The sequence below is a fragment of the Sphingopyxis sp. GW821-FHT10B01 genome (assembly GCF_059415685.1).
Window position 1 is genome coordinate 134,800 of record NZ_JBWKNS010000002.1, and the last position, 26,498, is coordinate 161,297.

The 26,498-nt window shown below is 64.9% G+C and carries 27 protein-coding genes; 19 read left to right on the forward strand and 8 right to left on the reverse strand.

Annotation, left to right across the window (positions count from 1 at the left end; translation table 11 throughout):
- Positions 1-23: 23 nt before the first annotated feature.
- Positions 24-539: a hypothetical protein gene (locus AC07NV_RS05050; protein WP_495165257.1), complete on the reverse strand. Its 516-nt coding sequence runs from the start codon at positions 537-539 to the stop codon at positions 24-26.
- 319 nt (positions 540-858) lie between these two features.
- Here AC07NV_RS05050 and rplU point away from each other — a divergent pair, with 319 nt between their 5' ends.
- The 3 genes from rplU (at position 859) to AC07NV_RS05065 (ending at position 2,499) form a co-directional block, all read left to right on the forward strand.
- Entirely contained in the window at positions 859-1,347 is a 489-nt protein-coding gene (rplU, locus tag AC07NV_RS05055; RefSeq protein ID WP_495165258.1) for a 50S ribosomal protein L21, read from the forward strand.
- Positions 1,348-1,395: 48 nt separating this feature from the next.
- Entirely contained in the window at positions 1,396-1,665 is a 270-nt protein-coding gene (rpmA, locus tag AC07NV_RS05060; protein WP_332817915.1) for a 50S ribosomal protein L27, read from the forward strand.
- A 237-nt stretch (positions 1,666-1,902) separates the two neighbouring features.
- Complete coding sequence (locus tag AC07NV_RS05065; RefSeq protein ID WP_495165259.1) at positions 1,903-2,499, forward strand: GNAT family N-acetyltransferase; 597 nt, start codon at positions 1,903-1,905, stop codon at positions 2,497-2,499.
- Between the two features lie 132 nt (positions 2,500-2,631).
- Here the strand turns inward: AC07NV_RS05065 and AC07NV_RS05070 are convergent, their stop codons facing one another.
- A complete protein-coding gene (locus AC07NV_RS05070) occupies positions 2,632-3,261 on the reverse strand; it encodes a DUF937 domain-containing protein (protein WP_495165260.1) in 630 nt (209 codons plus the stop codon).
- Positions 3,262-3,439: 178 nt separating this feature from the next.
- Between AC07NV_RS05070 and AC07NV_RS05075 the strand changes: the two genes are divergently transcribed.
- A complete protein-coding gene (locus AC07NV_RS05075) occupies positions 3,440-3,838 on the forward strand; it encodes a DUF3597 domain-containing protein (protein ID WP_495165261.1) in 399 nt (132 codons plus the stop codon).
- Positions 3,839-3,988: 150 nt separating this feature from the next.
- Positions 3,989-5,821 (forward strand): DUF885 domain-containing protein, encoded by a 1,833-nt coding sequence (locus AC07NV_RS05080; protein ID WP_495165985.1) that lies wholly within the window; start codon positions 3,989-3,991, stop codon positions 5,819-5,821.
- On the opposite strand, the gene AC07NV_RS05085 is transcribed toward AC07NV_RS05080, so the two are convergent.
- Together AC07NV_RS05085 and AC07NV_RS05090 are read right to left on the reverse strand one after the other, a co-directional pair.
- On the reverse strand, positions 5,818-6,270 hold the full coding sequence (locus AC07NV_RS05085; RefSeq protein WP_495165262.1) for a hypothetical protein: 453 nt from the start codon (positions 6,268-6,270) through the stop codon (positions 5,818-5,820). The two genes, AC07NV_RS05080 and AC07NV_RS05085, sit on opposite strands and share 4 nt — an antisense overlap.
- Positions 6,271-6,319: 49 nt before the next feature.
- Positions 6,320-7,921, reverse strand: a complete 1,602-nt coding sequence (locus tag AC07NV_RS05090) for a phosphoenolpyruvate carboxykinase (protein ID WP_495165263.1) — start codon at positions 7,919-7,921, stop codon at positions 6,320-6,322.
- Between the two features lie 243 nt (positions 7,922-8,164).
- Between AC07NV_RS05090 and AC07NV_RS05095 the strand changes: the two genes are divergently transcribed.
- From AC07NV_RS05095 to AC07NV_RS05130, 8 genes are all read left to right on the forward strand, one after another.
- Complete coding sequence (locus AC07NV_RS05095; RefSeq protein WP_495165264.1) at positions 8,165-8,875, forward strand: response regulator; 711 nt, start codon at positions 8,165-8,167, stop codon at positions 8,873-8,875.
- On the forward strand, positions 8,868-10,487 hold the full coding sequence (locus tag AC07NV_RS05100) for a sensor histidine kinase (protein ID WP_495165265.1): 1,620 nt from the start codon (positions 8,868-8,870) through the stop codon (positions 10,485-10,487). The genes AC07NV_RS05095 and AC07NV_RS05100 overlap by 8 nt, the downstream gene beginning before the upstream one ends.
- Positions 10,488-10,538: 51 nt before the next feature.
- Positions 10,539-10,985 carry an HPr kinase/phosphorylase gene (locus AC07NV_RS05105; protein ID WP_495165266.1) on the forward strand — a complete coding sequence of 149 codons (447 nt, stop codon included), beginning with the start codon at positions 10,539-10,541 and terminating at the stop codon, positions 10,983-10,985.
- Between the two features lie 10 nt (positions 10,986-10,995).
- On the forward strand, positions 10,996-11,934 hold the full coding sequence (rapZ, locus tag AC07NV_RS05110; protein ID WP_495165267.1) for an RNase adapter RapZ: 939 nt from the start codon (positions 10,996-10,998) through the stop codon (positions 11,932-11,934).
- A gap of 14 nt (positions 11,935-11,948) precedes the next feature.
- The gene (locus AC07NV_RS05115; RefSeq protein WP_495165268.1) at positions 11,949-12,377 is read left to right on the forward strand and encodes a PTS sugar transporter subunit IIA; all 429 of its coding nucleotides are present in this window, start codon (positions 11,949-11,951) and stop codon (positions 12,375-12,377) included.
- Positions 12,374-12,652 carry an HPr family phosphocarrier protein gene (locus AC07NV_RS05120; RefSeq protein ID WP_179493804.1) on the forward strand — a complete coding sequence of 93 codons (279 nt, stop codon included), beginning with the start codon at positions 12,374-12,376 and terminating at the stop codon, positions 12,650-12,652. Before AC07NV_RS05115 ends, AC07NV_RS05120 begins: the two co-directional genes overlap by 4 nt.
- 4 nt (positions 12,653-12,656) lie before the next feature.
- A complete protein-coding gene (locus tag AC07NV_RS05125) occupies positions 12,657-13,469 on the forward strand; it encodes a TrmH family RNA methyltransferase (RefSeq protein ID WP_495165269.1) in 813 nt (270 codons plus the stop codon).
- A gap of 160 nt (positions 13,470-13,629) precedes the next feature.
- On the forward strand, positions 13,630-14,343 hold the full coding sequence (locus AC07NV_RS05130) for an META domain-containing protein (protein ID WP_495165270.1): 714 nt from the start codon (positions 13,630-13,632) through the stop codon (positions 14,341-14,343).
- A 3-nt stretch (positions 14,344-14,346) separates the two neighbouring features.
- Here AC07NV_RS05130 and AC07NV_RS05135 read toward each other — a convergent pair whose 3' ends face one another.
- A complete protein-coding gene (locus AC07NV_RS05135) occupies positions 14,347-15,699 on the reverse strand; it encodes a DNA recombination protein RmuC (protein ID WP_495165271.1) in 1,353 nt (450 codons plus the stop codon).
- A 43-nt stretch (positions 15,700-15,742) separates the two neighbouring features.
- On the opposite strand from AC07NV_RS05135, the gene AC07NV_RS05140 reads away from it, so the two are divergent.
- Positions 15,743-16,180 (forward strand): hypothetical protein, encoded by a 438-nt coding sequence (locus AC07NV_RS05140; protein ID WP_495165272.1) that lies wholly within the window; start codon positions 15,743-15,745, stop codon positions 16,178-16,180.
- Between the two features lie 36 nt (positions 16,181-16,216).
- Entirely contained in the window at positions 16,217-16,393 is a 177-nt protein-coding gene (locus AC07NV_RS05145; RefSeq protein ID WP_495165273.1) for a hypothetical protein, read from the forward strand.
- Positions 16,394-16,442: 49 nt separating this feature from the next.
- On the opposite strand, the gene AC07NV_RS05150 is transcribed toward AC07NV_RS05145, so the two are convergent.
- Both AC07NV_RS05150 and AC07NV_RS05155 read right to left on the reverse strand, forming a co-directional pair.
- Positions 16,443-16,919, reverse strand: coding sequence for a vgr related protein (locus tag AC07NV_RS05150; protein WP_495165274.1), 477 nt, complete (start codon positions 16,917-16,919; stop codon positions 16,443-16,445).
- Between the two features lie 6 nt (positions 16,920-16,925).
- Positions 16,926-17,483 (reverse strand): copper chaperone PCu(A)C, encoded by a 558-nt coding sequence (locus AC07NV_RS05155; protein WP_495165275.1) that lies wholly within the window; start codon positions 17,481-17,483, stop codon positions 16,926-16,928.
- 153 nt (positions 17,484-17,636) lie between these two features.
- Here AC07NV_RS05155 and dnaK point away from each other — a divergent pair, with 153 nt between their 5' ends.
- Both dnaK and dnaJ read left to right on the forward strand, forming a co-directional pair.
- Positions 17,637-19,544 (forward strand): molecular chaperone DnaK, encoded by a 1,908-nt coding sequence (gene dnaK / locus AC07NV_RS05160; RefSeq protein WP_495165276.1) that lies wholly within the window; start codon positions 17,637-17,639, stop codon positions 19,542-19,544.
- 61 nt (positions 19,545-19,605) lie between these two features.
- Positions 19,606-20,730: a molecular chaperone DnaJ gene (dnaJ, locus tag AC07NV_RS05165; protein WP_495165277.1), complete on the forward strand. Its 1,125-nt coding sequence runs from the start codon at positions 19,606-19,608 to the stop codon at positions 20,728-20,730.
- Here the strand turns inward: dnaJ and AC07NV_RS05170 are convergent, their stop codons facing one another.
- Entirely contained in the window at positions 20,731-23,043 is a 2,313-nt protein-coding gene (locus tag AC07NV_RS05170) for a patatin-like protein (RefSeq protein WP_495165278.1), read from the reverse strand. It lies immediately after the preceding gene.
- A gap of 135 nt (positions 23,044-23,178) precedes the next feature.
- On the opposite strand from AC07NV_RS05170, the gene AC07NV_RS05175 reads away from it, so the two are divergent.
- On the forward strand, positions 23,179-25,323 hold the full coding sequence (locus tag AC07NV_RS05175) for a TonB-dependent receptor (RefSeq protein WP_495165279.1): 2,145 nt from the start codon (positions 23,179-23,181) through the stop codon (positions 25,321-25,323).
- Positions 25,324-25,327: 4 nt separating this feature from the next.
- A complete protein-coding gene (locus AC07NV_RS05180; protein ID WP_495165986.1) occupies positions 25,328-26,413 on the forward strand; it encodes a PepSY-associated TM helix domain-containing protein in 1,086 nt (361 codons plus the stop codon).
- The last annotated feature ends 85 nt before the right edge of the window (positions 26,414-26,498 follow it).

Sequence of the window (26,498 nt, forward strand, 5' to 3'; positions counted from 1 at the left end):
CCTTCGCGGCGGCGACGCCTTTGTCACTGCCCCGGCAATTGCCCGCTCAACGCCTCGATCACTGCGTCCTGCGTCGCAACCAGATCGGCAAGCCGGTCGCGCAGCGCATAGATGTCGGGCAGGCCATCGATCGCGTCGTCGACGCTGCGCTCGATATAGAGCCGGTCGATATCGGCAAGCGCACCGGTGAGTGGCGCACGCGCCGCCGCCAGACGCGAAATCGCCTCCTGCGCGACGACCCAGCGCTCGCTGGCGACCGACGCCCCCGCTGCTGCGGACACGAGCGACGCCGTCGCATTGCGCTCGGCGGCAAAGGCCTGCTGCCCGGCGGCGCCATCCGCTTCCCAACGCGCAAGGCGTCCCGCCAGATCGGCGGGCAGAGGGCCGGGCGGCTGGACGACCGGCGCGGGCGGGGCGACATCGAATCGCCCTTCGACCGGACGCTTCGCCAGCGAGGGCGCGCCCGTGTTCTGCGCCGCGGCGCAAGCCGATAGCGCGAGCGACAGGAGCAGGGGGGCAAAAAGGAAGGCGCGCTTCATCGTCGTCCCTGATATGGGGGCAGGCGCGCTGCAGCAAGTACCGAATCGGCGCGAGGCATTAGTTGTTGTGCGACGCCAGCCCGCTCCTCCACCCGGCCTCCCATTTCAGGATAGGTTGTTGGAAGCCCGGGTGGGGGAGCGGGCTGGCGCCGATTCTCGCGGCAGCGAGTAAAACGACGCGAAAAGCACGGGATTTGGCGGTTGACAGCGCGGCCTCCGCTCGCTAGTGGCGCTGACTTTCCCGCATGCCGGAAAAATCGCTCGCCTTGGTGGGTGACTGGTGCGCGGGTGATTTAGTTTTTTGATTGGATGGAAGACCATGTTCGCAATCGTGCGCACGGGCGGCAAGCAGTATCGCGTCGCCGCCGGAGACAAAATCGCCGTTGAAAAGATCGACGGGGAAGCTGGCGACACCGTGTCGCTGGGCGACATCCTGCTGGCCGGTGACGGCGGCGAAGTGAAGAGCGCCGATGGCCTCGTCGTTTCGGCCGAGATCATCGCCCAGACGCGCGGCGAAAAGGTCATCGTCTTCAAGAAGCGCCGCCGGCACAACTACCGTCGCCGCAACGGCCACCGCCAGTCGCTGACGCTGCTGCGCATCCTCGCTGTCGGCGATGCCAAAAAGGCCGCGCCGAAGAAGGAAGCCGCTCCGAAGGCAGAGGCCGCCCCGGCCGCCGAAGCCACGGCTGCACCGGCCAAGGAAGCCGCGCCCAAGAAGGCTGCTGCTCCGAAGACCGAAGCCGCTGCCGAAGCGCCCGCAAAGAAGCCCGCTGCCAAGAAGGCAGCAGCCCCCAAGAAAGAAGCCTGAGCGCGGCAACGCGGCTCGGCCTCTCGAACGAATTAAGGAGCATCAGTCATGGCACATAAGAAAGCAGGCGGTTCTTCGCGCAACGGTCGCGATTCAGCCGGCCGCCGCCTTGGCGTGAAGAAGTTCGGCGGTCAGGAAGTGATCGGCGGCAACATTATCGTGCGCCAGCGCGGCACCAAGGTTTACCCGGGTGTCAACGTTGGCATGGGCAAGGACCACACGCTCTTCGCAACCGCCGAAGGCCGCGTCCGATTCCACGATGGCAAGCTTGGCCGCAAATTTGTGTCGGTCGACGCCATGGCGGAAGCCGCAGAATAAGGACGATCGCTGACGGGTCGTCCTCCAAGGGATGACCCGGAACAGTCCTTTCCGCATCGGCGGAAACAAAGTTCGAAAAGAGGGAGACGGGTCACCCCGATCTCCCTTTTTTCTTGCCTGCTCTCCGCCACTTGGCAGGCAGGCGCGAAAATCGGGCCGTCCATCTCCCTCACATCTCGACTGTCGTCAAAGCGTCACCATCTGACGCCACGGCGACAGGCAATTGGGAGTGATAAGATGTTTGCGCGTACCGAAAGACTGTTGCTGCGGCCCGGCTGGCAGGAAGATGCCCCCGCGCTTGCCCGTGCGATCGGCGAGGAAGCGGTGGTCCGCAATCTCGCGACTGCGCCCTGGCCTTATGGCGAGGAGGAGGCGCAGGCGTTCCTCAGCAAACCGCTCGACCCTACGCAGCCGCGTTTCCTGATCTTTGCCCGCACCGGCGGTGCGCCGCGCCTTGTCGGCGGCTGCGGCATTTCGCCGAGCCCCGAAGACGGCCTGGAAATGGGCTATTGGATCGCCCGCCCCTATTGGGGTCTCGGTTTCGCGACCGAGGCCGGGCGCCAGCTCATCCACATCGCACGCGCGATGAACCTGCCGAAGCTGTCGGCGGGACACTTTCTCGACAATCCGGCGTCGGGCGCGGTGCTGCGCAAGCTGGGCTTCAAGCCGACCGGGCGCGTCGCGCAGCGCTACAGCCTCGCACGCGGCGGCGAAGCCGCGGTGGCGCTGTTCGAAGAAGGCGACGTCACATCGGATGACACCGTCACCCCGATGCGAACCCGCATCGGGGTGGACGAGGATTTCCGCGAGGAATTGCGCCTGATCGCGGCGTGAGTGCTCCCCTCCCGTTTGCGGGAGGGGGTTGGGGGTGGGCCAGCGCCGTTGCATTTGCCCACCCCGCTGCGACCAACCAGCAAGCTGGCAAGTCTCGCTGCCCCTCCCGCAAGCGGGAGGGGATCAGCAAATTCATCCCCGCATCTTGCCCACCATGCCCATGATGTCGTCGAGCGGATTGCCGTCGCCGTCCATGTCGAGCATGTTGGCGATGCCGCCAAGACCGCCCGCCGACGGAGCGGCACTGCCGCCGCCGCCAAGTACGCTGCCGAGCATCCCGCCCAGACCGCCAGCACCACCGCCCGCGCCGCCGAGCGCACCGCCGATCAGGTCACCGAGGCCGCCGCCGCCACCCGACTGGCCGCTCTGCTTCGCCATATAGCCCGCGACCATCATCGCGAGCATCGGCAGCATCTGCTTGAGGATGCCCGAATCGAGCCCGGTCTGTGTCGCAGCCTGACCCGCAACGGTGCGGCTGACATCCTTCGACCCGAAAATCTGGCCGAGGACGTCATTGCCCTGATTCACCGGCGTCGGCTGCGATCCGAGCACCGAGTCGAGCAAGCCGCCACCGCCGAGCTGCCCGAGCAGTCCACCGAGTCCTTCGACACCGCCGCCCGATTGCGCCTGTTTCTTGAACCCGCCGAGGATTGCGGGAAGCAGCGCGTCGGCCCCCTGCTTGGCCATTGCGGGCGGAATGCCCAGCTCTTTCGCCATTGATTCAATGCCGCCAGCCTGCGCCAATATGTCGGTGAGATTCATGTTGTCATACTCCCGCTCGGGCGCGGATCGAACCGCGCCGACGGGAATGAGTATAGCAGCGTGCGGGCACAGGACGAGTCGTTCATTTGACTGTCATTCTCAAATGCATAGTCCTAGCTTGCGGCTATACGACTCGCCCTTTCCGGGACGAGCCGCGTTTTGAAGTGGGAGCTACACAATGAGCATTTTCGGCAAGATCAAAGACGCTATCTTCGGCAAGAAGGCCGTTGCAGCAGAACCCGCCGCACCGGCAGCCCCCAACCCCGTCGGCTCCGCACTCGATGCGGCGACGAGCGCGATGGCGGCCGCGGCGGCCGCGCCCGTCGATGTCGACGCGATCCTCACCGCCGAGGCGGCAACCGCCGGACAGGACCTCAACTGGCGCACGTCGATCGTCGACCTGATGAAGCTGCTGGGTATCGATTCGAGCCTCACCAACCGCAAGGAGCTGGCACAGGAACTCGGCTATACCGGCGAACTCGACGGCAGCGCCGAAATGAACATCTGGCTGCACAAGGCCGTGATGCGCGAACTCGCGGCAAACGGCGGCAAAGTACCCGCCGACCTCACCGACTGATAGACAGCCGATAATTTTCGACGGGGGTCGGGAAGGCGATGGCTTTCCCGGCCCCTTTTCGTTGACCACCGCGCGGGCGTGCCTAGACAGGTTTCAGAAGAAACAGGTCGCAAGGGAGCCCGCCACGTGCACAATAGTCTTTCCGCCCCGATGAACCGCCGCCAGACACTCGCCACGCTCGGAGCGGGCGCCGCCAGTGTTGCACTTCCGATCCATCCCGCGGTCGCCGAAACCGTCATCGCGGGGCCACGCGTCAGCGCATCGGACAAACTGCTCCAGTCGGTCGCCGACAACCTCCTCGCCCTCTCGCCCGAAGGCGCGACGTCGCTCGGCATCGACACCGGCCACCGCGCCGCCGAGCGCGGCAAGCTCGGCGACCGGTCGGCGGCGGGGCAAAAGGCGGTCGCGAACACGCTGAAGGCCGACCTCGCGCGTGTCCGCGCGTTCGACAAGACGGGGCTCGACCACAAGACGCGCACCAGCCTTGCGGTCGTCGAAAGCGCCTATGGCGTCGCGCTCGACGGCTTCGCCCTGCCCTATGGCGACGTCGCGGTCGGCGGCTGGCGCAACACGCCCTATGTCGTGATCCAGAATGTCGGTGCCTATCTCGACGTTCCCAAATTCCTCGACAGCGACCATCCGGTGAAGAATGCCGCCGATGCCGAAGCCTATCTGTCGCGCCTCAACGCCTATCCGGGGGCGCTCGACGGCGAGACCGAGCGTCTGAAGGCGGCGGGCGCCCAAGGCCTGATCGCCCCCGCTTTCCTGATCGACAAGGCGGTCAAGCAGATGGAAGCCAGCCTCGCCGATGCACGCGTAGGCGGCGGACTGGTCGAAAGCCTCGCCAAGCGCACGCGCGAGGCGAAGATCGCGGGCAATTGGGGCCCGCGCGCCGAGACGATCACCCGCGGTGCAGTCGTCCCCGCGCTCGAACGCCAGCTTGCCGAAATGAAGAAGCAGCGCACAAAGGCGACGATGGACGCCGGCATGTGGGCGCGGCCGGGCGGCGACGAATGGTATGCGTGGGGCCTCCGCGCCTCGACCACCACGCGCATGACCCCCGACGAAATCCACGCAATGGGCCGCGAAGAGCTCGCCGAACTCCACGGCCGCATGGACCCGATCCTGAAGAAGCTCGGCTACACGCAGGGCTCGGTCGGCGACCGGATGAATGCGCTCGCCAAGGACCCCAAGTATAAATTCCCCGACAATGATGCCGGGCGCGCCGAAATTGTCGCCTATATCCAGACCTGGCTCGGCAAGATCCGTGCCCAGCTGCCGCGCGCCTTCCGCACGCTCGTCAAGGGCAATGTCGAAGTGAAGCGCCTGCCGCTGGCCGAGGAGCCCGGCGCGCCCGCGGCCTATGGCGGCGCGGGGTCGATCGACGGCAGCACGCCCGGCAAATTCTGGATCAACCTGCGCACCACCGAACTCCACAGCAAATATTCGCTTCCCGATCTGGCGATGCACGAGGCAATTCCCGGGCATGTCTGGCAGGGCGAATATGCCAACCAGATGCCGCTGATCCGCACGATGCTGGCGTTCAACGCCTATTCCGAAGGGTGGGCATTATACGCAGAACAGCTCGCCGACGAACTCGGCCTCTACGATGATTTCGAGGTCGGGCGTCTGGGCTATCTCCAATCGCTCGCGTTCCGTGCCTGCCGGCTTGTCGTCGACACCGGCATCCACGCCAAGCGCTGGACGCGCGAACAGGGCGTGGATTTCTTCGTCAAGGAAAACGGCTCGAACCCGCTCGAGGTCGCGAGCGAGGTCGACCGCTATTGCAGCTGGGCCGGGCAGGCCTGCGGCTATAAGGTCGGGCACAGCGAAATCGTCCGCCAGCGCGGGCTGGCGCAGAAAGCGCTCGGGGCGAAATATGACCTGCGCGATTTCGACAATGTCGTCGTCGAGGGCGGCAACGTCCCGCTCGACGTGCTCGCGCAGAATGTCGCGGCCTATGTGGCGGGAGCGCAGGGCTAAACGACAGGCAACGGCGCGAGGTCGGGTTCGACGAACCCGCGCCGCGCCGGGACCGAGAACAGCAGCTCGCGGCTGTAGAAGCGCAGCGGCCAGTCGCGCCGGCCGACGTCGGACAGCAGCATCGCATTGGCCCGTTCCGCCAGCCCGGTTTCTCCGGTTTCTGACAGGAACAGCCGCACCCCCGCGACATAGGCGCGGGTGATGCTGTCGTGATAGCCCTGCGTGTCGTCGTTCACCCCGCCGACGCTTTCGTTGAAACGGCGGATAATGGTGCCGATCCCGGCATCGACATCGATATCGGGCCGCTCGGTGAGCAGCCACAGGCAGGTGCCCAGATGCGCCTCGTGCGTCCATGCTTCGCGCGGCAGCGCGCAAGCGAGCAGCGCCTCGCCAAGCACGCGAATGTCACTGTCGCGCTCGAACAGGCGCGGTTTATGGTCGGTGGTCATGGTTCCGGTCCTTCCGGGTGAATGAGCACCCGGAAGAGATCCGGGTCAATCAGGCTGCAACGGCCGCCTGCGGAGCGGCCTGGCGGACGCCTTCGTCGACATGGTCCGCAAATTGCGCAAAATTGTCGATGAATTGCTGAACCAGCGTTTGTGCCGTGCGGTCATAGGCCGCCTTGTCGGCCCAGGCGTTGCGCGGATCGAGGATCGCGCTGTCGACGCCGGGGACAGCGACCGGATATTCGAAGCCGAAATTCGAGTCCTTGCGGAATTCGGCGTCGTTCAGGCTGCCATCGAGCGCGGCGTTGAGCAGCGCGCGCGTCGCCTTGATCGGCATGCGCTTGATACCCTCCATCGTCGCCATGCCACCGGTCCAGCCGGTGTTGACGAGCCAGCACTGGACGCCGCCCTTGGCGATGCGCTCTTTCAGCAGATTGCCGTACACCGACGGGTGGCGCGGCATGAAGGGCGCACCGAAGCAGGTCGAGAAGGTCGCCTCGGGCTCGGTCACACCGATTTCGGTCCCCGCGACGCGCGCGGTGTAGCCCGACAGGAAATGATACATTGCCTGGTCGGGGGTCAGCTTCGCGATCGGGGGCAGCACGCCATAGGCATCGGCGGTCAGCATGATGACGGTCTGCGGCACCGGACCCATATTCTGTTCCGACGTGTTCGGAATGAAATCGATCGGGTACGAGCCGCGGCTGTTCTCGGCGAGGCTCGCGTCGTCGAAGTCGAGTTCGCGCGTCACCGGATCGATCACGACATTTTCGAGGATGGTACCGAAACGCTTCGTCGTCGCGAAAATCTCGGGCTCGGCCTCGGGCGAGAGGCGGATCATCTTGGCATAGCAGCCGCCCTCGAAGTTGAAGACCGCGGTGTCCGACCAGCCATGTTCGTCATCGCCGATCAGCGTGCGCGAGGCGTCGGCCGACAATGTCGTCTTGCCGGTGCCGCTGAGGCCGAAGAAGACCGCGGTGTCGCCCTTGGGCCCGATGTTCGCCGAGCAATGCATCGGCATCACACCCTTTACGGGAAGCAGATAGTTGAGAATGCCGAACACCGACTTTTTCATCTCGCCCGCATATTGCGTGCCGCCGATCAGGATCAGCTTCTCGGAGAAATTGACCGCGACCACCGTTTCGGTGCGCGAGCCGTGTTTCGCAGGATCGGCGCGGAAGCTCGGCAGGTCGATGATCGTATATTCGGCCACAAAGGCTGCCAGCTCGTCGGCCGTCGGGCGGCAGAGCAAGGTGCGGATGAACTGGCTGTGCCAGGCAAATTCGGTGATGACCTGAACCCCGACGCGGTGCTCGGGCTGCGAGCCGCCGAACAGCTGCTGGCGGAACAGGCGCGGGCGTTCGGCGAGATGTGCCAGAAAATCGGCCTTGAGCGCCGCAAAATGATCGGGCGTCATCGGGACGTTGGTCTTGCCCCACCAGATCGTGTCGCGCGTCTCGTCGTCCTGAACGATGAACTTGTCTTTTGCCGAACGGCCGGTGTGCTTGCCGGTTTCGACGACCAGCGGGCCGTCCTTGGCAAGCAGGCCTTCGCCGTGACGAACGGCATCTTCGATCAGCGCCGAAGTGCCCCAGTTTTCAGCGACCTCGGCCCGCGTCTCGACGCTGCTGGTGCCGATTACAACATTGGTCATTGTCTTGCCTTTCACCTTGGCGCCGCAGCCCGTTGCATAGGTATGCAAAACCTGCCGAGCAAAAGGGCAGGCCCACATCTCCATGGGTGCCGACGTGACGCCGATTCCGTAAATCCCGGCCGCGTTAGCGAGGATGGGGGATGAGGTCAAAAGATTCCCATGTTGCAGCGCGGCCATCCGTGGCGGTTGTCGGTCGGGATCGGATCGGCTAGCTCTGCATCCGGCCTCGCCAACGGAAAGAGCATGACGGCAACCATCGCGCTGGTCGACGACGACCGCAACATCCTGCAATCCCTGTCCATCGCGCTGCAGGCCGAGGGTTTCGTGACGCGCGTCTATTCGGACGGCGAGGCGGCGCTGCGGCCGCTGATCGACAATCCGCCCGACCTTGCGGTGTTCGACGTCAAGATGCCGCGCATGGACGGCCTCGAACTGCTCCGCCGGTTGCGCGAAAAAAGCCAGCTTCCGGTGATCTTCCTGACCAGCAAGGACGACGAGATCGACGAGGCGCTGGGCCTCGCGATGGGCGCCGACGATTATATCGCGAAACCCTTTTCGCAGCGATTGGTGATCGCGCGCATTCGCGCCATCCTGCGCCGTGTCGAACTCAACAAAAGCCCGCCCGAAGGTGACGAGGAGCCCGTCGCCGAACCGATCACGCGCGGACGGCTGAGCATGGATCCGGCACGCCACAAGGTCGCCTGGGACGGCAAGGACGTCACGCTGACCGTTACCGAATTCCTGATACTTGAAACGCTGGCGGCGCGCCCCGGCATCGTGCGCAGCCGCAACCAGTTGATGGACGCCGCCTATCAGGACGACGTCTATATCGACGACCGCACGATCGACAGCCACATCAAGCGCCTGCGCCGCAAGTTCCGCGAGGTCGACCCCGAGTTCGACGCGATCGCCACCCTCTATGGCGCGGGCTACCGCTTTGCCGACGATGCCTGACGCTCTGAAACCCGCCGCGCTGAAGCCCGACGCGAGCATCGCCGAACAGGAGGAATCGCCGCTCGTCTGGTCGGCGCGCTGGTCGCTGACCACCCGTATTCTCGCGGTCAACATCCTCGCCGTCGCGCTGCTCGCGGGCGGCTTCTTCTATCTCGACACCTACCGCAGCCGCCTCGTCGACACGCGCATCGACATGATGAAGGATCAGCTGGCGATGCTCGACAGCGCGCTCGAGGCCGCGCGCCCCGACCAGCGGGGCCGGTTGATCGAAGAATTCGCCGCGACGACCGAATCGCGGCTGCGCTTCTATGCGCCCGACGGCCGGCGCATCTCGGACAGCTTCGCAACCGGGCCTGCGACCTATACGCTGCGCGACCCGGACCTGCAGGCGTGGCAACGCGACGCCGCGCGTGCGATGGACCGGGGCATCGACTGGATCGTCGGCGCCCCGTCCTACCCCGACTTTCACGAACCCCGCGTCGACATTGCGCAATCCTGGCCCGAAGTCGTCGAGGCGCAGGCCAGTGGCCTCGCGGCGAGCCGCTTCCGCTATGCCCCCGAACGGACGCCTTTGCTCAGCGCCGCGCGCGTCGTCGACCTCGAAACGCCGCAAACGGTACTGATGACGCTCAACGCGCGCGACATCACGCGCACGGTGCGCGCCGAACGCCTCCGCATCGCGATCGTTGTCGCGATGGTCCTGATCGCCTCGGTTCTGCTCTCGCTGTTCCTCGCGCGCACGATCGTCCGTCCGTTGCGTCGGCTGGCGCGCGCCGCGGTTCGCGTCCGCCTCGGCCGCGCGCGCGAGGTCGTGGTCCCGCGTCTGCCGAGCCGCCGCGACGAAATCGGCACCCTCGCCCGCGCGCTGTCGGACATGACGCAAGCCCTTCGCGAGCGTATTGACGCGGGTGAGCATTTCGCGGCCGATGTGACGCACGAGCTCAAGAATCCGATTGCCTCGGTGCGCTCCGCCATCGAAGGGCTGGGACGCGTCAAGACCGATGAACAGCGTGCACAGTTGCTTGCGATTGCCGACGAAGATGTGCGGCGGCTCGACCGGCTGGTGAACGACATCAGCGAGGCGAGCCGCGTCGACGCGCAGCTGTCGCGCACCCTGTTCGAACCCATCGACGTCGGGATGATGATCGAATCGATGCTCGCGTCGCGTGCGGCCCGCATCGATGCAGGAACCCCGCACCCCCGCATCGCGTTCGCGCGCCCGCGCAAGGGCACGACATTGGTGATGGGCGACGGCCACCGGCTGGAACGCGCGATCGACAATGTCATCGACAATGCGATCAGCTTCTCCCCCGCCGCCGGCCTCGTCTGCATCTCGGCAACCCGGCTCGGCGACGAGGTCCATGTGAAAGTCGACGACGATGGCCCCGGCATCGAGCCATCGCAGCGCGACGCCATTTTCCGCCGTTTCCATAGCGAGCGCCCCGCCGGCGAAGCCTTTGGCCGCCATAGCGGGCTGGGCCTCGCGATCGCACGGACGATCGTCGAGGGGCATAGCGGAACGATCAACGCCAAGGATCGCGACGACAGCAAACCCGGTGCGAGCTTGCTGATCACGCTTCCGGCACGCGAAGGCGCAAACGGGGACAGCTAAACGCCTCCTATCGCCTTGCAGCACCGCATCGGCGCCGGTAAGCCATGCGCCATGCTTCCGAGCCGGACCAGAACCGAAATCGTCAACATCCACGCCAGCTGCGTCGCGGCGGGTAACGGCGGCGTGCTCATCCTCGGCAATTCGGGACAGGGCAAGTCGGACCTTGCGCTGCGGCTGATCGATCGCGGCGCGCGGCTGGTCGCCGACGATCGCTGCGACATCTGGTTCGATCGCCACCGACTCTGGTGCCGCCCGCCCGAAAATCTCGCCGGCAAGCTCGAGATCCGCGGGATCGGCATCATCGAGCGCCCGTGGACGGCCCCCGTGCCGCTCGCGCTCGCGGTGCGGCTGACCGACCGTTACGACCGCATGCCGTCGATGGGTCAGGTCGAGATGGTCGCAGGCTACTCGCTGCCCGCGCTGTTGCTTTCGGCGTTCGAGGCATCGGCACCGATCAAGATCATGCTTGCCCTCGAACGGCTGGCACCCGCTGCATGAGGCACGAATAATGAGTGTGACCGCCGAACCGCGCCTGTTGCTGGTCACCGGCTTGTCGGGCGCGGGCAAATCGACCGTGCTCAAGGTGCTCGAGGATCTCAGCTGGGAGGTGGTCGACAATCTGCCGCTCGCGCTGCTCGAGACGCTGATCGACGCCCCGCTCAAGCGCAGCGAAGCGGGCCGCCCGATCGCCGTCGGCATCGACAGCCGCAGCCGCGGCTTTCGCCCTGCGCTTCTCGTCAAGCAGATCAAGGAATTGCGCGAAGCCGGCGGCCGCAACATCCAGACCCTGTTCCTCGACTGCGCGGGGGCCGAACTCGAGCGCCGCTTCTCCGAAACGCGGCGGCGTCACCCGCTCGCCGAGGACCGCCCCGCCGCCGACGGCATCTCGCGCGAGCGCGAAATGATGGAGCCGCTCCGCCGCTGGGCCGAGCATGTCATCGACACGACCAACTACAGCAGCAACGATCTGCAGCAGGAAGTACGCCAGCGTTTCGGCGACACCGACGAGGGCGAGCCGGTGCTCAACATATTGAGTTTCGGCTTCGCGCGCGGTCTGCCGCGCAATGCCGACCTCGTGTTCGACATGCGGTATCTGCGCAATCCGCACTGGGACCCGAAGCTGAAGCCCGGGACCGGACTCGATCCGGCCGTCGCGGCCTATGTGATCGCCGACCCCGCTTATGAAGACAGCGTCGCGCAGATCGAGAAGCTGATCCTGACTCTCCTCCCGCGTTACCGCGTCGAAGGCAAAAGCTATGTCACCATCGCGTTCGGCTGCACCGGCGGCCGTCATCGCTCGGTCCATGTCGCAAACCGTGTTGCCCAAACGCTACGCGCCGCGGGTCATGAGCCGACGCTGACCCACCGCAATCTTGACTCTGCCCCGCAAGATGGGCTTGAGGGCAAGCCTCCGCCCGCGTCTCCCGCATCCGGCGGCAAAACATAAGGGTCGACGACGACATGCCGAACGATAAGGCTCTGCCGCTTCTGGGAATGGTGCTCGTCACCCACGGCCGCCTTGCCGAGGAAATGGTGCGCGCGATGGAGCATGTCGTCGGTCCCCAAAGGGCAATTGCGACCGTATGCATCGGTCCCAACGACAATATGGAGATGCGCCGCAAGGAAATCGCCGACGCGATTCGCGAGGTCGACGAAGGCCGCGGCGTTGTCATGCTGACCGACCTGTTCGGCGGGACCCCGTCGAACCTTGCGATCAGCCTGCTCGAATCGGGTCGGACCGAAGTGATCGCCGGGGTCAATCTGCCGATGCTGATCCGGCTCGAAAGCGCACGCAAGACGATGGAACTGCGCGCCGCAGTGATCGCGGCCAAGGAAGCCGGCCAGAAATATATTTCGGTCGCATCCGAAATGCTGGGGGTGGGGCCATGAGCGAGATTTCCGAAACCGTCGAAATCACCAACCAGCGCGGGCTTCACGCGCGCGCCAGCGCCAAATTCGTGACCTTTGTCAGCCGCCTGCCCGAAAGCGTGTCGGTCGAGGTCGAAAAGGGCGGATCGCGGGTCAATGGCACGTCGATCATGGGATTGATGATGCTCGGCGCCGCGAAAGGCGATTCGATCACGATCCACACCAGGGGAGACGGCGCCGATGCAGCGCTGCTGAAGCTGGTCGGGCTGGTCAAGGACAGCTTCGGCGAGGATTGACCGGATGACCGGTCGCCGTTCCACCATCGAGAGCCTGTCGAACCCGCTGGTCAAGCGGATGCGCCTGCTGCGCGAGAAACGCCACCGCCGCGCCGAGCGACTGTTCCTCGCCGAGGGGCTGCGCATCGCGACCGAAGCCCGCGAGGCGGGCATCCTGCCGCAATGGTTGTTCCTCGGTCCCGAGGGCGACCGGCATCCACTCGCGGCGGCGCTTGTCGCCGATACGCTTGCCGCGGGCGGCGAGGTTGTCGACACGACCGGTGCGATCCTCTCGAAATTGTCGGGCAAGGATAATCCGCAGACGGTCGTCGGCATCTATGCCGAGCCCGAAACAACGCTTGCCGATCTCGACCGCGACGCAGCCCCGATCTGGCTCGTCGCCGAGCGCCTCCGCGACCCCGGCAACCTCGGCACGATGCTGCGCACGGGCGATGCCGTCGGCGCGGGCGGGCTGATCCTGCTCGACGAGAGCACCGACCCCTATGCGGTCGAGGCGGTGCGCGCGAGCATGGGCGCGATCTTTACGCAGAAGCTGGTCGTTGCGCGGTGGGACGAGTTCCTCCCCTGGTTGCGGCAGGGGCCTGCCCAACTCGTTGCAACCTGGCTCGGCGACGATACCGAGGATTATCAGGCCGTGCGCTACACCGCGCCGACCTTCATCCTCACCGGCAATGAATCGCAGGGGATGCCGGCCGAATATGCCGAGGCCGCCGATGTGCGCGTGAAAATGCCGATGATGGGCAAGGCCGACAGCCTCAACGCCGCGGTCGCGACGGCGGTGATGGCGTATGAGGTGCTGAACCAGCGGCGAGGCTGACACGGCAGAACTCACCGTTCAGCGCGCAGCTATTGCCGTGCTACTATGCGCCTTTCTTTCCCGTTCGCATCGAGCGAAGTCGAGATGCCCCTCGACCTTGCGCTGTGCCGATGGGTGTCTCGACTTCGCTCGACACGAGCGGGGGCCAAGGAGTGGTGCCATGTTGAAAAATTTTGCGGCTCTGACAGCTTGTGTCTGCCTTGCAGCATGCGTGCCCGCCGCCGACACCCCACCGCAAAGCTCAAGCGACACGCCGCCCGCCGCCTATATGGCGCTCGGCACCGAGCCCGGCTGGACGCTCGAGATCACGCCGTCGCGGCTCAATTACGACGGCGACTATGGCGAGACCAAGATCATGGTCCCGAACCCCGGTGCGAAGCCGTCGGCGAACGGGCGAATCTATGCGACCGACCGGCTGTCCGTCGTGGTCGAGCACACGCCATGCAGCGACGGGATGAGCGACCGCCGCTATCGCGACACGGTGACGGTTACCGCGGACAGCAAGACCGTGACGGGCTGCGGCGGCGGCACGCTTCTGCCTGACAAGCTCGCGGGTACCAACTGGACCTTTGTCGTAATCGGAAAGGGCGACGTCGCGAAGGACCGGCCGACAACGCTGAGCTTCGACGGCAAGCGGATGAGCGGAAGCGCGGGATGCAACCGGTTTTCGGGTGGCTATACAGTCGATGGCACGATGCTGACTGCGGGGCCGTTGATGGCCACCGAAATGGCATGCCCCGGCGCCGGCATGCAACAGGAGCGCGCCTTTTTCGCATTGATGGCGAAACCGGTCATGGTCCGGCTTAACACCAATGGGCTGCTGGGGCTTTTTGCCGAAGACGGAACCTCGGCCATATTGGCGCCCGTCTATTAGACGTTAGTCGCCATCGTTGACCGCCGCAGGCGCCGCCGCCAGCTTCGCCAGCGGCCGCGCCGCCGTTTCAGCGACGGGCAGCGAGGGAATTTCCCTGTCACCAGTCTCGATGTCGAGCGCCTCGAAACGCTTGGCCTGCGTCAGCACCTGCGATTCGAAGCTGCCGACGAATGCGTTGTACGCGCCCGTTGCCTGATCGAGATTGCGCCCGACCTTGGCGATATGCGAACCCATCACCGACATGCGCGCATAAAGCTCCTTGCCGAGCGCCGCGATCTCGCGCGCCTGATTGGCGAGCTTTTCCTGCCGCCACACCGCCGCGACGGTGCGCGCGATCGCGATGAGGTTGGTCGGGGTCGCGAGCAGCACCTTGCGCTCGAACGCATAGTCCCAAAGCCCTGCATCCTGATCGAGCGCGGCGGCGAGGAAATGCTCGCCGGGGACGAACATCACAACGAAGTCGGGGGTGTCGTCGAACTGGTTCCAATAGGCCTTCGCGCCGAGCGTGTTGACGTGCGCTTTCATCGCCGCGGCATGCGCGACCAGATGCGCCGCCTTCTCGCGCTCCTCGACCGCGCCGAACGCGTCCTGATAGGCGTTGAGCGACACTTTGGCGTCGATCACCAGATTCTGCCCGCCGGGAACGCGCACCACGACATCGGGGCGCAGCCGCCCGCCGTCGCCATCGGTCACGCTCACCTCGGTCTGGAAATCGGCATGTTCGGAGAGGCCGCAGCTTTCGAGCACGTTCCTGAGCTGTTGCTCACCCCAGCGCCCGCGCGCCTTGGGGGCGTTGCGCAGCGCGTTGACGAGCTTCGCCGCCTCGCTCGATACGCGCTCGGTGCCTTCGCGCATCGCCGCGATCTGACCGTGGAGCAGCCCGAACGCGTCGCGCCGCTCGGCCTCGACCTTCGCCACCGCCTGTTCATATTTTTCGAGCCGGTCGTGGACCGGATGGAGCAGCGCCTTCAGATTCTGCCCTGCGGTCGCCTCGCTTTCCTTGAAGCGTGCCTCGGCACGGTCGAGAAACGCCTTTTGCGCGCCGTCGAGCATCACCTGCCCGACTTCGCGAAACTGGGTGGTCAGTGCCGCCTGCGCATCCTTGAGCTGCGCGATCTGCGCATCATGCGCTTCATCGCGTGCACGTTGTTCGCTAAGCAGCGACGCAAGCTGGATATCCGCTGCTTTCCGTGCCTCGGCCTCGGCCGCAAGATCCGTAACGGCGCGCTTGAACCGCTCCGAATATCCGTCGCGTTCGGCCTTCAGCGCCCCCGATTGCCGCCCGGCAAAGAGCCAGCCGATCAGACCGCCAACGGCAAGAGCGATAAGAGCGACGATGAGCGAGCTTGCATCCATAAAGGGAACATAGGACGAACAATCGGGGTTTGGCCAGAAAAGAATGACGGCCATGACCGGCGCCAGTCACAGACGATGCCTTTCCGGGACAGCAAAAGCCCCGGCCGCTGCGATCGGCTTTGCATACGCCACACTTCCAGATACAGCTGCGGCCAAGATGATGCGACAGCGCCTCTTTCAATCCCTGCTCTTGCTGTTCGCGGCGGTGCTGCTTGCGGCCGGGCCGGGTAGTCCGCTCTGCACCGCGGCTGCGGCTGCCCCTATCGAGGGGGCCTCCATGACAGGCTGCGACATGTCCGGGCCGGCGAAGAAGGCGTCGCACCCCGCACATCCCGATTGCGCATCACCCTGCATCGGAATTGCCGGTGGGGTGCCCGATATTGCCCCGATCGATTTGAAAAAAATCATTCCGTCCGACACCATGATGGCCCGGCTCGACGGCGTTGATCCAGTCCCCGAAATCGAACCGCCACGCTCCTGAATGCAATCCCGATCGATCATTCAAAGGAGTTTTATTATGAAGAAGATATTGTTCGGGCTGGCGATCGCGCTGGCCACCCCCGCCATCGCCCATGCCGCCGAAACGCCCGCGAAGGCGTGCTGTTGCTGCAAGGAGATGAAGGAGGCTTGCTGCTGCGACAAGAAAGGCGAGGGCAAGTCCGACCACGCCGATCACAAGGATATGCAGCACTGATATCCGGGCCGGGGGGAGGGACGCCGCTCCCCGGCCTTTTTCCGTCCGGTTATCCGGGCTCGACCTCGAACGGCAGGATCGCGCGATACGCCTCGACCCCCGGCGCGCCGCCGACGATCGTGCCTTGCGTGAGCAGCCAATAATGGCGCACGATCTCGGCCTGTTGCTCAAGCCCGTAGCGGTCGAGCAGCCAGCCCGGCTTGAGGCTATAGCTATAGGTCGCGAACGGATGGCGCATCAGCACCAGATACCAACGCCCGCGTGTCTGCGCCTGCCACACATGCGTCATCTCGTGGATGAACAGGCCTTGCAAGCGCTGTGAGGCGGCACTGAAATCGTCGCAATACAGCTCGCCATGCGGGTTGAAATGCAGGCTTCCCATCGGCGCCATGACAATATGGCGCGGCTGGAAGAATATCCATTTATGGTGGTTCACGCGCACGCGGTCATAGGCGATCGCGTCGCCGAACACTTGCCGTGCCAGCGCGACCTCGCCGACGGTCAGGAGTCGCGACGCGCGCGGCACCCGCGCTTACTTCTTGGCCGCGTCCGGAGCCGCCTTTTCGGCGCCCTTCTCCATCGAACCATGGTCCATCGCACCATGGTCCATCGCGTCGGCCGCCGCAGCGCCTTCCGCCGGCTTGACCACCATATCGAAGAGAATGCGCTCGTTGTTGTTGTTGGTGAAGACGAACGCCATCGGCAGCTTGCCCGCGCGCACCGCGGCGCCGTTGATGCCCCAGATCATCAGATGCTTGCCGCCCTGCTTGAACACCAGCTCGCCCTTGGCCGGGACGGCGGCGCTGAGCAGCGGCTTCATCGTCACCACGCCATTTTCCTTGACGCTTTCGTGCATTTCGACGCGCTGCGCGAGGTCGGCGGTCACCGCGACCAGTTCGACCGGCCGCGGCCCGCCTTCGACCCGGAAATAGCCCACCGCAGGCCGGTCGGGCGTCGCGCCCATCACGATGTGGCCGCTAACGACATTCAACTGCGGCCCCTTGCCCAGATTTTCCTCGCAGGCCGTCAGGGTCAACGCAGTGATGGCAAGAGCGGCGCCAATGAAGAGGCGGGGGGCAAAAGGTTTCATTTCGGGAGGACTCCGTGAAAGCGCGTGATTTCCCCTCCCCGATAAGCCTTCAAAACCCTTGTGCCAAGGACAAGCGCACCTATATCGCGGCCAGAACCTCATAACAGGCGTGCCTTTTCAGGGCGCCGCAGAAGCAACAAGGACGAGTAGAATATGGCCAAAGTGATCGGGATCGACCTCGGCACCACGAACAGCTGCGTCGCGGTGATGGAAGGCGGTAAACCCAAGGTTATCGAAAATGTCGAAGGCACGCGTACCACGCCGTCGATCGTCGCCTTCGCCAAGGACGGCGAACGCCTGATCGGCCAGCCGGCAAAGCGCCAGGCGGTCACCAACCCCGAAAACACCGTTTTCGCGGTGAAGCGCCTGATCGGCCGCCGTTTCGACGATCCGATCACCAAGAAGGACACCGAGCTGGTTCCCTACACGATCGTCAAGGGCACCAATGGCGATGCGTGGGTCAAGGCGGGCAACGAAGATTATTCGCCGTCGCAGATTTCGGCCTTCATCCTTCAGAAGATGAAGGAAACCGCCGAGGCCTATCTCGGCGAAAAGGTCGAGCAGGCGGTGATCACCGTTCCCGCCTACTTCAACGACGCGCAGCGCCAGGCGACCAAGGACGCCGGCCGCATCGCCGGCCTCGAAGTGCTGCGCATCATCAACGAGCCGACCGCGGCCGCGCTCGCCTATGGCCTCGACAAGACCGAGAACAAGACGATCGCGGTCTATGACCTTGGCGGCGGCACCTTCGACATCTCGATCCTCGAAGTCGGCGACGGCGTGTTCGAAGTGAAGTCGACCAACGGCGACACCTTCCTCGGCGGTGAAGATTTCGACAGCAAGATCGTCGAATATCTCGCCGACGGCTTCAAGAAGGACGAAGGCATCGACCTTCGCGGCGACAAGCTCGCGCTCCAGCGCCTGAAGGAAGCCGCCGAAAAGGCGAAGATCGAACTGTCGTCGGCTGCGACGACCGAGGTCAACCTGCCCTTCATCACCGCCGACGCCAACGGGCCGAAGCATCTCGTCAAGACGATCACGCGTTCGGACCTCGAAAAGCTGGTCGAAGAGCTGGTCAAGCGCACCCTCGAACCCTGCAAGAAGGCGATCAAGGACGCCGGCATTTCGGCGAGCGAAATCGACGAAGTCGTGCTCGTCGGCGGCATGACGCGCATGCCGCGCGTCCGCGAAGTCGTGAAGGATTTCTTCGGCAAGGAACCGCACACCGGCGTGAATCCCGATGAAGTCGTCGCGATCGGCGCCGCGATCCAGGCGGGCGTGTTGCAGGGCGACGTCAAGGACGTGCTGCTGCTCGACGTGACCCCGCTGTCGCTGGGCATCGAGACGCTGGGCGGCATCATGACCAAGATGATCGACCGCAACACGACGATCCCGACCAAGAAGAGCCAAGTCTATTCGACCGCCGACGATAATCAGTCGGCGGTGACGATCCGCGTGTTCCAGGGCGAGCGCGAAATGGCGCAGGACAATAAGATCCTCGGCCAGTTCGACCTCGTCGGCATCCCGCCGGCGCCGCGCGGCGTGCCGCAGATCGAAGTGACCTTCGACATCGACGCCAACGGCATCGTATCGGTCCACGCCAAGGACAAGGGCACCGGCAAGGAGCAGCAGATCAAGATCCAGGCCTCGGGCGGCCTGTCCGATTCGGACATCGACCAGATGGTCAAGGACGCCGAGCAGTTCGCCGAAGAGGACAAGACGCGCCGTGAGGCGGCCGAGGCGAAGAACAACGCCGAAAGCCTGATCCACTCGACCGAACGCCAGATCATCGAACATGGCGACAAGGTCGACACGGCGCTGAAGGCCGAGATCGAAGCGGCGATCGCCGAAGCCAAGACCGCGGTCGAAGGCGGCGACAGCGCTGCAATGACCGAAAAGAGCCAGGCCCTCGCGCAGGTCGCGATGAAGCTGGGTCAGGCGATCTACGAGAAGGAGCAGCAGTCCGCCGCGTCCCCCGGCGCCGACGATGCTGGCGAAGCGAAGACCGACGAAGACGTCGTCGATGCCGAATTCTCGGAAGTCGAAGACGACAAGAAGTAAGAACTCCCCTGCCGGGTCCGTTCCATACGGGTCCGGCAGGCCGGAGGGGGCCTGTTGACCTATGTCACTCGACATCGATTATTACGAACTGCTCGAATGCGAACGCACCGCCGACGATGCGACGCTGAAGGCGAGTTACCGCAAGCTTGCGATGAAATATCACCCCGACAAGAATCCGGGGTGTGACGACAGCGAAGCGCGATTCAAGGCGATCAGCGAGGCCTATGACTGCCTGCGCGATCCGCAGAAGCGCGCCGCTTACGACCGCTTCGGCAAGACCGGCGGTCCGGGCGGTTTCGGCGGCAACGGCGCGGGTGCCGATTTCGGCGACATTGGCGATATTTTCGAATCGATCTTCGGCTCGGCGTTCGGCGGCGGACGCCAGCAGCGCGGCCCGGCACGCGGCGCCGACCTGCGCTATGACATGGAAATCAAGCTCGAGGACGCCTATTCCGGCTGCACCCGCGAGATTCAAGTCGACGTCGCGGCGCGCTGCGACGCGTGCGACGGCTCGGGCGCCAAGCCCGGCACCCAGACCAACCGCTGCTCGACCTGCGCCGGCCACGGCAAGGTGCGCGCGCAGCAGGGCTTTTTCATGGTCGAGCGCACCTGCCCGACGTGTCAGGGCGCGGGCGAGGTCATCGCCGACCCCTGCAATTCATGCCATGGCGAAGGCCGCGTCGACCGGCGCAAGACGCTGACCGTCAACATTCCCGCCGGGGTCGACGAAGGCACGCGCATCCGCCTGTCGGGCGAGGGCGAGAGCGGCGCGCGCGGCGCGGCGCCGGGCGACCTCTACATCTTCCTCCACATGGCGCGGCACAAGGTGTTCGAACGCGAGGGCACGACGCTGTTCACGCGCGCACCGCTCAGCTTCACCACCGCGGCGCTCGGCGGCGAGATCAGCATTCCCGGTCTCGACGGCAAGAAGCATGACATCGCCATTCCCGCCGGCATCCAGTCGGGCAAGCAGCTCCGCCAGCGCGGCGCGGGCATGCCGGTGCTCAACGGCCGCGGCCATGGCGACCTTGTCGTCCAGATCGACGTCGAGACCCCCACGAAGCTGACCGCGCGGCAGAAGGAATTGCTCTGCGAGTTTCGCGAGACCGAGACGGGCGAGGAATGCCCGGCAAGTCAGGGCTTTTTCGGCCGCATCAAGGAAATGTGGGACGACCTGACGGAATGATTACCCGATCTCGACCCTGAGTTCGTCGATTAACGCCTGCACCTTCGGCAGCCGCGCCTCTTCCTCGTCGAGAATCGCGTGGAACGCGCGGCGCTTGATCGCCTTGAGTTCGTCCGGCGGCAACGCACCGTCCCCCGTCACGCTGCTTGCGACAATGTCGATCAGCCGGTCCACCCCATGGAGCCGCCCCCACAGATAGTCATTCTCGCGATACGCGCGGCTGAAGAACGCGCCGAAGCTGTTGAACTCGATACCCTTGAGCATCGCCGCCGCGCCGCCGGTGCGGATCGCGGTCGCGTCCGAGGGCGAGATGCGGTCGATCTTGATCGGGTCGAACTCATCGAAGCCTTCGCCTTGGAGCAGCGGCAAGGTCGCGATGTCGTAAAAGGGATAGCCGAGATAGGCGAGCAGGAGCGTGCGCCGGTCATCCTTGGGCATCGCGGCGAGCCCTGCTGCGATCAAGGCGTCGGCCTCGCCATCGACCACCCGCAAATCGCGCCGCGCGGCAATCGCGTCGATCCACGCGCCGGGCCCGGCATCGGCCGGCAGGTCGAGGTCGGCAAGCCAGCTGTCGCCCTGCCGGTCGAGATAGAGGCCGAGCGCGGTGAAGATCGCCGCGCGCATGTCTTCGCACACCGGGTCGCGGCCGTCGCGCGTCGCCTCGACCGCAGTGTCGAGTTCGCGCGCGAGGAAGCGCAAGCGGCGAATGCGAAAGCCCAGATCGTGGGTGCGGAAAAAGACGATCGCATCGCCGCTCGCGCCCGCACCCCTTTTGCCCGAAATCCGGTCGAGCCCGCGCGCCCGCGCCTCGTCCCAAAGCGCCACGCGTCGGTTGATTTGATGGATGGCGCCCTCGGGCGGCAACAGCCGGTCGATCAGGCTCGCCAGCTCCTCGATCACCGCCGACAGCTTGAGGTGGCCATAGGGCGCATAAGCAAAGCCGGCGCGCGCCGACGCCTGATCCTGCGCCTTCGCGCGCCATTTTTCGAGCCGTGCCACCGTCGGCGTGTCGAGAAAGAAGGTGCTGCCGAACAGCGCCGCGACCTGTTCCTCGACCTCGACCTTCATCGCGTCGACGATATGCTGCATCCGGCGGATGCGGCGCGACATGCCTTCGATCGCCTCGACATTTTCGCGGATCGGCTGTTCGCGCGGGATTTCGGACAGCGCCCCCAATATGGTGGGCAGGAAACCCGGCAACCGCGCTTCTTCGCCGGCCGCCTGCTCGCCGGGCTTGCCGAAGCTGATCGAGCGAAAATCGGGCTTGGGATCGATGTAGACGAAGCGGCGATCGATCTCGCGGCGCGCCGGGCGCTGTTTCAGCGCCGCAATGGCGGGACGGAAGGGCGCATTCGCGAGCACGGACCCGTCGATCAGCACCCGGTCGGCCGGGTCGCTTTCGCCGCTCGCCGGAAGCTGCGCATGGATGAAGGCTGCGCGGTCGGGCCAAGCGATCTGGCGCTTTTCGAGCACCCGGTCGAGTTCGCGCAAGGTGAAGGGTGGGAAGGCGCCCGGAAAGCTGGCGGTCGCGCGTGCCGCGGCAGTCAATCCCGGAACATCGTCCAGCCGCTTGCCCGCAGGACTGTCCTCGCGAAAATGCAGCATCAGCCGATGCTCGTCCTCGGTCACGCGCGGCGGGCTGTTGAGCGCCAGCGGCACGCTATGCCCGGCAAAATCGGTCACGGAGACAAACAGGTCGACCGGCTGCCCGTCGGGAAGCAGCACCGGCCCGCGCGGCCCCGCGTCCATTGCGTCAAAGGCGTCGAGCAGCAGGTTCGAGAAGGTTTCGCCGCCAAAGGGCGGCTCGAACCAGCGCGCGCGGACGAATCGCGACAATTTGGCGCGGACCTCGTCCTGCGCGCCCTCGCCCACCGTTCGGTCGATGGCGTTGCCGCGCTTCTTCATCATCCAGCCCGCGATCGGCACCGCCCAGAATTTGGTCGCCGCCGACAGCGGCCGCGCATCGGGGTCGATCAGTCTGTCGACATCGGCGTCGTCGAGCCACAGGTCGGTCAGCGGATCGAGCGATTGCCCGGTCGCCAGCGCACGCGCCAGAAAGATGCCGTTGATGCCCCCCGCGCTCGCCCCCGCGACGATATCGGCAAGCACGCGCAACCGCACATTGCTCCGCGCCGCGATTTCGGCCAGCAGGTCATGATAGACGGCCCCCGAGCCGGTCGGTTTGCCGCCATCGTGAAAGGCGCGCGACGCCGCCGCGAGCCGCCACACCTCTTTGGTAATGCCATGCATATAGACGGCGAGGCTGATCCCGCCGTAGCAAATCAGGGCGAAGCGTAGTTCCTTCTCGCGCATCACGCACCTGATAGCGCGCTTTGACGACTGTGGCGAATATTACACGACGATGCGCTTTATCGACGCGCGTCGAGCTTCTTCTCTTGCATTTGCGAATCGCTCGCATTAGCGGCCGCTCCGAAACAGGAGTTCGTAATGAATCGCAAATGGATCGTCGCAGCGCTGCTCTCGAGCGCGCTTTCCTCCCCCGTCTTCGCGCAGGACACCGCGCCCGCCGATGAAGCCGCGGCGCAGGACGACGGTATTGTCGTCACCGCCGCGCGGACGATCCTGCCCCCGAACGCGCTGCCGCTGACGATCGATGTCATTTCCAAGGACAGTCTGGATCAACAGGTTGCGGTCTCTGGCTCGGTCATCGATGCGGTCGCAAACCTGACCCCCAGCTTCTCGCCGACGCGCCAGAAGCTCTCGGGCTCGGGTGAAACGCTGCGCGGCCGCTCGCCGCTCTATGCGATCAACGGCATCCCGCAATCGACCCCGATCCGCGACGGATCGCGCGATGGCTATACGATCGATCCCTTTTTCCTCGATCGTGTCGAGTTGATCTATGGATCGAACGCCTTGCAGGGGATCGGCGCGACCGGCGGCGTGGTCAATCAGGTGGTGATCAAGGCTCCGCGCGAAGACGGCCTCTCCGGCCGCGCGCTCGTGCAAGGATCGACGGGCAATTTTGAAAGCGACAGCTTTGGCGGCAAGCTCGGCGGACTGCTCGCCTATCGCCAGGGCGCGTTCGATGTGACCGGCGGCGTCGCCTATGAAACGCGCGGCCTTTATTATGATGGCGCGGGCCGCCGTGTCGGCATCGACAATACGCAGGGCGATGTGCAGGATAGCAAAAGCCTCAGCTTCTTTGCGCGATTGGGTTATGACCTGTCATCGACCGCGCGCCTCGAACTGTTCGCCACGCGTTTCAACCTCGAGGGCAATGGCGACTGGGTGCAGGTCGCGGGCAATCGATCGGCGGGCCTCCCGACCAGCTCGAAACGGGGTGACATACAGGGCGAAGCCGCCTCCAACCGCGTCGAAACCGTCAATCTGACGCTGACCGACACCGATCTCGGCGGCGGCAATCTGATCTTCCAGGCCTTTTTCAACCGGTCGCGCGATATTTTCGGCGGCGATGTGAGCGCAACCTTTCAGGACGCCAGCATCGCACCCATCGGCACATTGTTCGACCAGTCGGCGAACCGCTCGCGCAAACTGGGTGCGCGCGTCAGCTATGAACGGCAATTTTTCGACGCGCTGAACATCACGCTCGGCTTTGACTCGATGTGGGACAAGACCCGGCAGGAGATGATCGCGACAGCGCGCTATTGGGTCCCGCCCACCACCTTCCGTACGCTCGCTCCCTTTGGCCAGGCCAATCTGAAACTGTTTGACGGCATCGTCCGCGTCGCAGGCGGCGCGCGCTGGGAAAATGGCCAGCTCAAGGTCGATGATTATGTGACGCTGGCCTCCTATAATTCGGCTCGTGTCACCGGCGGCACCCGCAATTTTGACGATCTGCTGATCAACGGCGGCGTGATTATCGAGCCGGCACAGGGCATCCGGGCCTATGCCAGCTATGCCGAAGGCTATTCGATCGCAGACGTCGGCCGCATCCTGCGGTCGGTCAACGGCAGGACCCAGCCGAATTTCCGCATCGAGGATGTCAACGTCACCCCCGTTATTTCCAACAATCGCGAGATTGGTATCGAAATCAAGCGGGGCCCTCTGGATGCCAGCGCTTCCTATTTTTGGTCCACGTCAAAAGATGGCGGCCTGTTGGTCATGAACGGCTCGGGCGTCTATGACGTGCAGCGCCAGCGCATCGAAATTCAGGGCTTCGAAATCAATCTTGCGGTCCAACTTCCGGTCGACGGTCTGAAGCTGGGCACCGGCTATGCCCACCTGTCCGGCCGCACGGACAGCAACAAGGACGACAAGGTCGATATTGACCTCGACGGCGCGAACATTTCGCCCGACCGTGTCAATGTCTGGGCCAGCTATAACAGCGGGCCGGTGTCCGCGCGCGTCCAGGCGGGTCTTTATCTCGACCGCAAATTCGACGGCGCGCCGGCCAACACCGCTTTTTCCGGCTACACGCTGACGGATGCGGTGCTGCGCTATGACCTGCCGCGCCTGGGCGGGATCACGCTCGCGGCCTCCAACTTGTTCGATGTCGACTATGTCACCTATAACAGCCAGACGATCAGGTCGACCGTCGCGGCGACCGACAATGCCCGCTTCTTTACCGGACGCGGGCGGACCGTCACGCTGGGCTGGGACTATCGTTTCTGACATGATGAAATTGCTCGACACCCTGCACCGCTGGACGGGAGGCGTGATCGGCCTCGTGCTCGCGCTGCTCGGCCTGTCGGGCACGATCCTGCTCTACGAGCATCTGTGGATCGGGTTGCCGGGCACCGGCGATCCGCTGCGCGGCGACCTGACGACGGTCGCCGCGACCACCGAGCGATTGATGGCGGCGCCGGGCGCACAGGGCATCATCTATGCCGACGAACGCTTCGGGCTCCACCAGTTGCGGCTGGGGAAAGAGGCGGGCGCCTATGCCAGCCAGTCGGGCGACATCGTCACGCGCTGGGCAAGCCAGTGGGAGCGGCCCGAGTTGTGGGTCTTCGATTTCCACCATCATCTCTTCACCGGCGACAGCGGCGAATGGGTGATCGGCATCGCGGGGCTGTGCGGGCTGTTTTTCGTGATTTCGGGCGTCATCCTGTGGTGGCGCACCCGCAAGACCTTCCAGCTGCGACTGTGGCCCAAGCGCATGTCGCGCCCGGCGATCGTCATGCACCATCGCGACCTCGGCATCGTCGTCGCGCCCTTGCTTCTGATCTCGATCGTCACCGGCACGATGATGATCTTCCGACCCTTCGCCTTGGGCATTGTCGCCCCCTTCGGCCCGGTTGCCGAGACCGCCAGGGCGCTCGATCCGCCGAAATACAAGGGCGGCCCGCTCGCTGAAAAGCCCGATTACACCGCGATGCTGAGCGAAGCACGGCGCCGCTTCCCCGACGCCGAATTCCGCATCCTCAGCCTGCCGCGCAAACCCGGCGACCCGATCAGCATCCGCATGAAACAGCCCGCCGAATGGCTGCCCAACGGCCGCACCACGCTGGCGTTCGATGCCGCGACGGGCGAAGTCCTCGCCGCACGCGATGCCCTTGCGCTTCCCGGCGGCGCGCAGGCGTTCAACATGGCCTTCCCGATCCACGCGTCGAAGGTCGGCGGCTGGAGCTGGCGCATTTTGCTGACGATCTCGGGCCTTTCGCTGACCTTGCTGGGCAGCCTCACCGTCTGGACCTTCTGGTTCAAGCGGCCGAAGCCGGCGAAACGGCAAGTCAAGAAGGCGGCGCTGGCCTCGACCTAAACATCTTCGTCACCCCGGACTTGATCCCGGGTCCGTGCAACCGCCGTAGAATGGATGCCGGATCAAGTCCGGCATGACGAATGTA

What these genes read in the sequence shown, in the direction of transcription:
- AC07NV_RS05065 (WP_495165259.1), top strand. Translation starts at nt 1,903, where the DNA reads ATGTTTGCGCGTACCGAAAGACTGTTGCTGCGGCCCGGCTGGCAGGAA.
- AC07NV_RS05180 (WP_495165986.1), top strand. Translation starts at nt 25,328, where the DNA reads ATGAAATTGCTCGACACCCTGCACCGCTGGACGGGAGGCGTGATCGGC.
- rapZ (WP_495165267.1), top strand. Translation starts at nt 10,996, where the DNA reads ATGAGTGTGACCGCCGAACCGCGCCTGTTGCTGGTCACCGGCTTGTCG.
- dnaJ (WP_495165277.1), top strand. Translation starts at nt 19,606, where the DNA reads ATGTCACTCGACATCGATTATTACGAACTGCTCGAATGCGAACGCACC.
- AC07NV_RS05130 (WP_495165270.1), top strand. Translation starts at nt 13,630, where the DNA reads ATGTTGAAAAATTTTGCGGCTCTGACAGCTTGTGTCTGCCTTGCAGCA.
- AC07NV_RS05090 (WP_495165263.1), bottom strand. Translation starts at nt 7,921, where the DNA reads ATGACCAATGTTGTAATCGGCACCAGCAGCGTCGAGACGCGGGCCGAG.
- AC07NV_RS05100 (WP_495165265.1), top strand. Translation starts at nt 8,868, where the DNA reads ATGCCTGACGCTCTGAAACCCGCCGCGCTGAAGCCCGACGCGAGCATC.
- rpmA (WP_332817915.1), top strand. Translation starts at nt 1,396, where the DNA reads ATGGCACATAAGAAAGCAGGCGGTTCTTCGCGCAACGGTCGCGATTCA.
- AC07NV_RS05140 (WP_495165272.1), top strand. Translation starts at nt 15,743, where the DNA reads ATGACGGCCATGACCGGCGCCAGTCACAGACGATGCCTTTCCGGGACA.
- AC07NV_RS05070 (WP_495165260.1), bottom strand. Translation starts at nt 3,261, where the DNA reads ATGAATCTCACCGACATATTGGCGCAGGCTGGCGGCATTGAATCAATG.
- AC07NV_RS05080 (WP_495165985.1), top strand. Translation starts at nt 3,989, where the DNA reads ATGAACCGCCGCCAGACACTCGCCACGCTCGGAGCGGGCGCCGCCAGT.
- AC07NV_RS05175 (WP_495165279.1), top strand. Translation starts at nt 23,179, where the DNA reads ATGAATCGCAAATGGATCGTCGCAGCGCTGCTCTCGAGCGCGCTTTCC.
- AC07NV_RS05050 (WP_495165257.1), bottom strand. Translation starts at nt 539, where the DNA reads ATGAAGCGCGCCTTCCTTTTTGCCCCCCTGCTCCTGTCGCTCGCGCTA.
- AC07NV_RS05085 (WP_495165262.1), bottom strand. Translation starts at nt 6,270, where the DNA reads ATGACCACCGACCATAAACCGCGCCTGTTCGAGCGCGACAGTGACATT.
- AC07NV_RS05115 (WP_495165268.1), top strand. Translation starts at nt 11,949, where the DNA reads ATGCCGAACGATAAGGCTCTGCCGCTTCTGGGAATGGTGCTCGTCACC.
- AC07NV_RS05120 (WP_179493804.1), top strand. Translation starts at nt 12,374, where the DNA reads ATGAGCGAGATTTCCGAAACCGTCGAAATCACCAACCAGCGCGGGCTT.
- AC07NV_RS05135 (WP_495165271.1), bottom strand. Translation starts at nt 15,699, where the DNA reads ATGGATGCAAGCTCGCTCATCGTCGCTCTTATCGCTCTTGCCGTTGGC.
- AC07NV_RS05075 (WP_495165261.1), top strand. Translation starts at nt 3,440, where the DNA reads ATGAGCATTTTCGGCAAGATCAAAGACGCTATCTTCGGCAAGAAGGCC.
- dnaK (WP_495165276.1), top strand. Translation starts at nt 17,637, where the DNA reads ATGGCCAAAGTGATCGGGATCGACCTCGGCACCACGAACAGCTGCGTC.
- rplU (WP_495165258.1), top strand. Translation starts at nt 859, where the DNA reads ATGTTCGCAATCGTGCGCACGGGCGGCAAGCAGTATCGCGTCGCCGCC.
- AC07NV_RS05105 (WP_495165266.1), top strand. Translation starts at nt 10,539, where the DNA reads ATGCTTCCGAGCCGGACCAGAACCGAAATCGTCAACATCCACGCCAGC.
- AC07NV_RS05095 (WP_495165264.1), top strand. Translation starts at nt 8,165, where the DNA reads ATGACGGCAACCATCGCGCTGGTCGACGACGACCGCAACATCCTGCAA.
- AC07NV_RS05125 (WP_495165269.1), top strand. Translation starts at nt 12,657, where the DNA reads ATGACCGGTCGCCGTTCCACCATCGAGAGCCTGTCGAACCCGCTGGTC.
- AC07NV_RS05155 (WP_495165275.1), bottom strand. Translation starts at nt 17,483, where the DNA reads ATGAAACCTTTTGCCCCCCGCCTCTTCATTGGCGCCGCTCTTGCCATC.
- AC07NV_RS05170 (WP_495165278.1), bottom strand. Translation starts at nt 23,043, where the DNA reads ATGCGCGAGAAGGAACTACGCTTCGCCCTGATTTGCTACGGCGGGATC.
- AC07NV_RS05145 (WP_495165273.1), top strand. Translation starts at nt 16,217, where the DNA reads ATGAAGAAGATATTGTTCGGGCTGGCGATCGCGCTGGCCACCCCCGCC.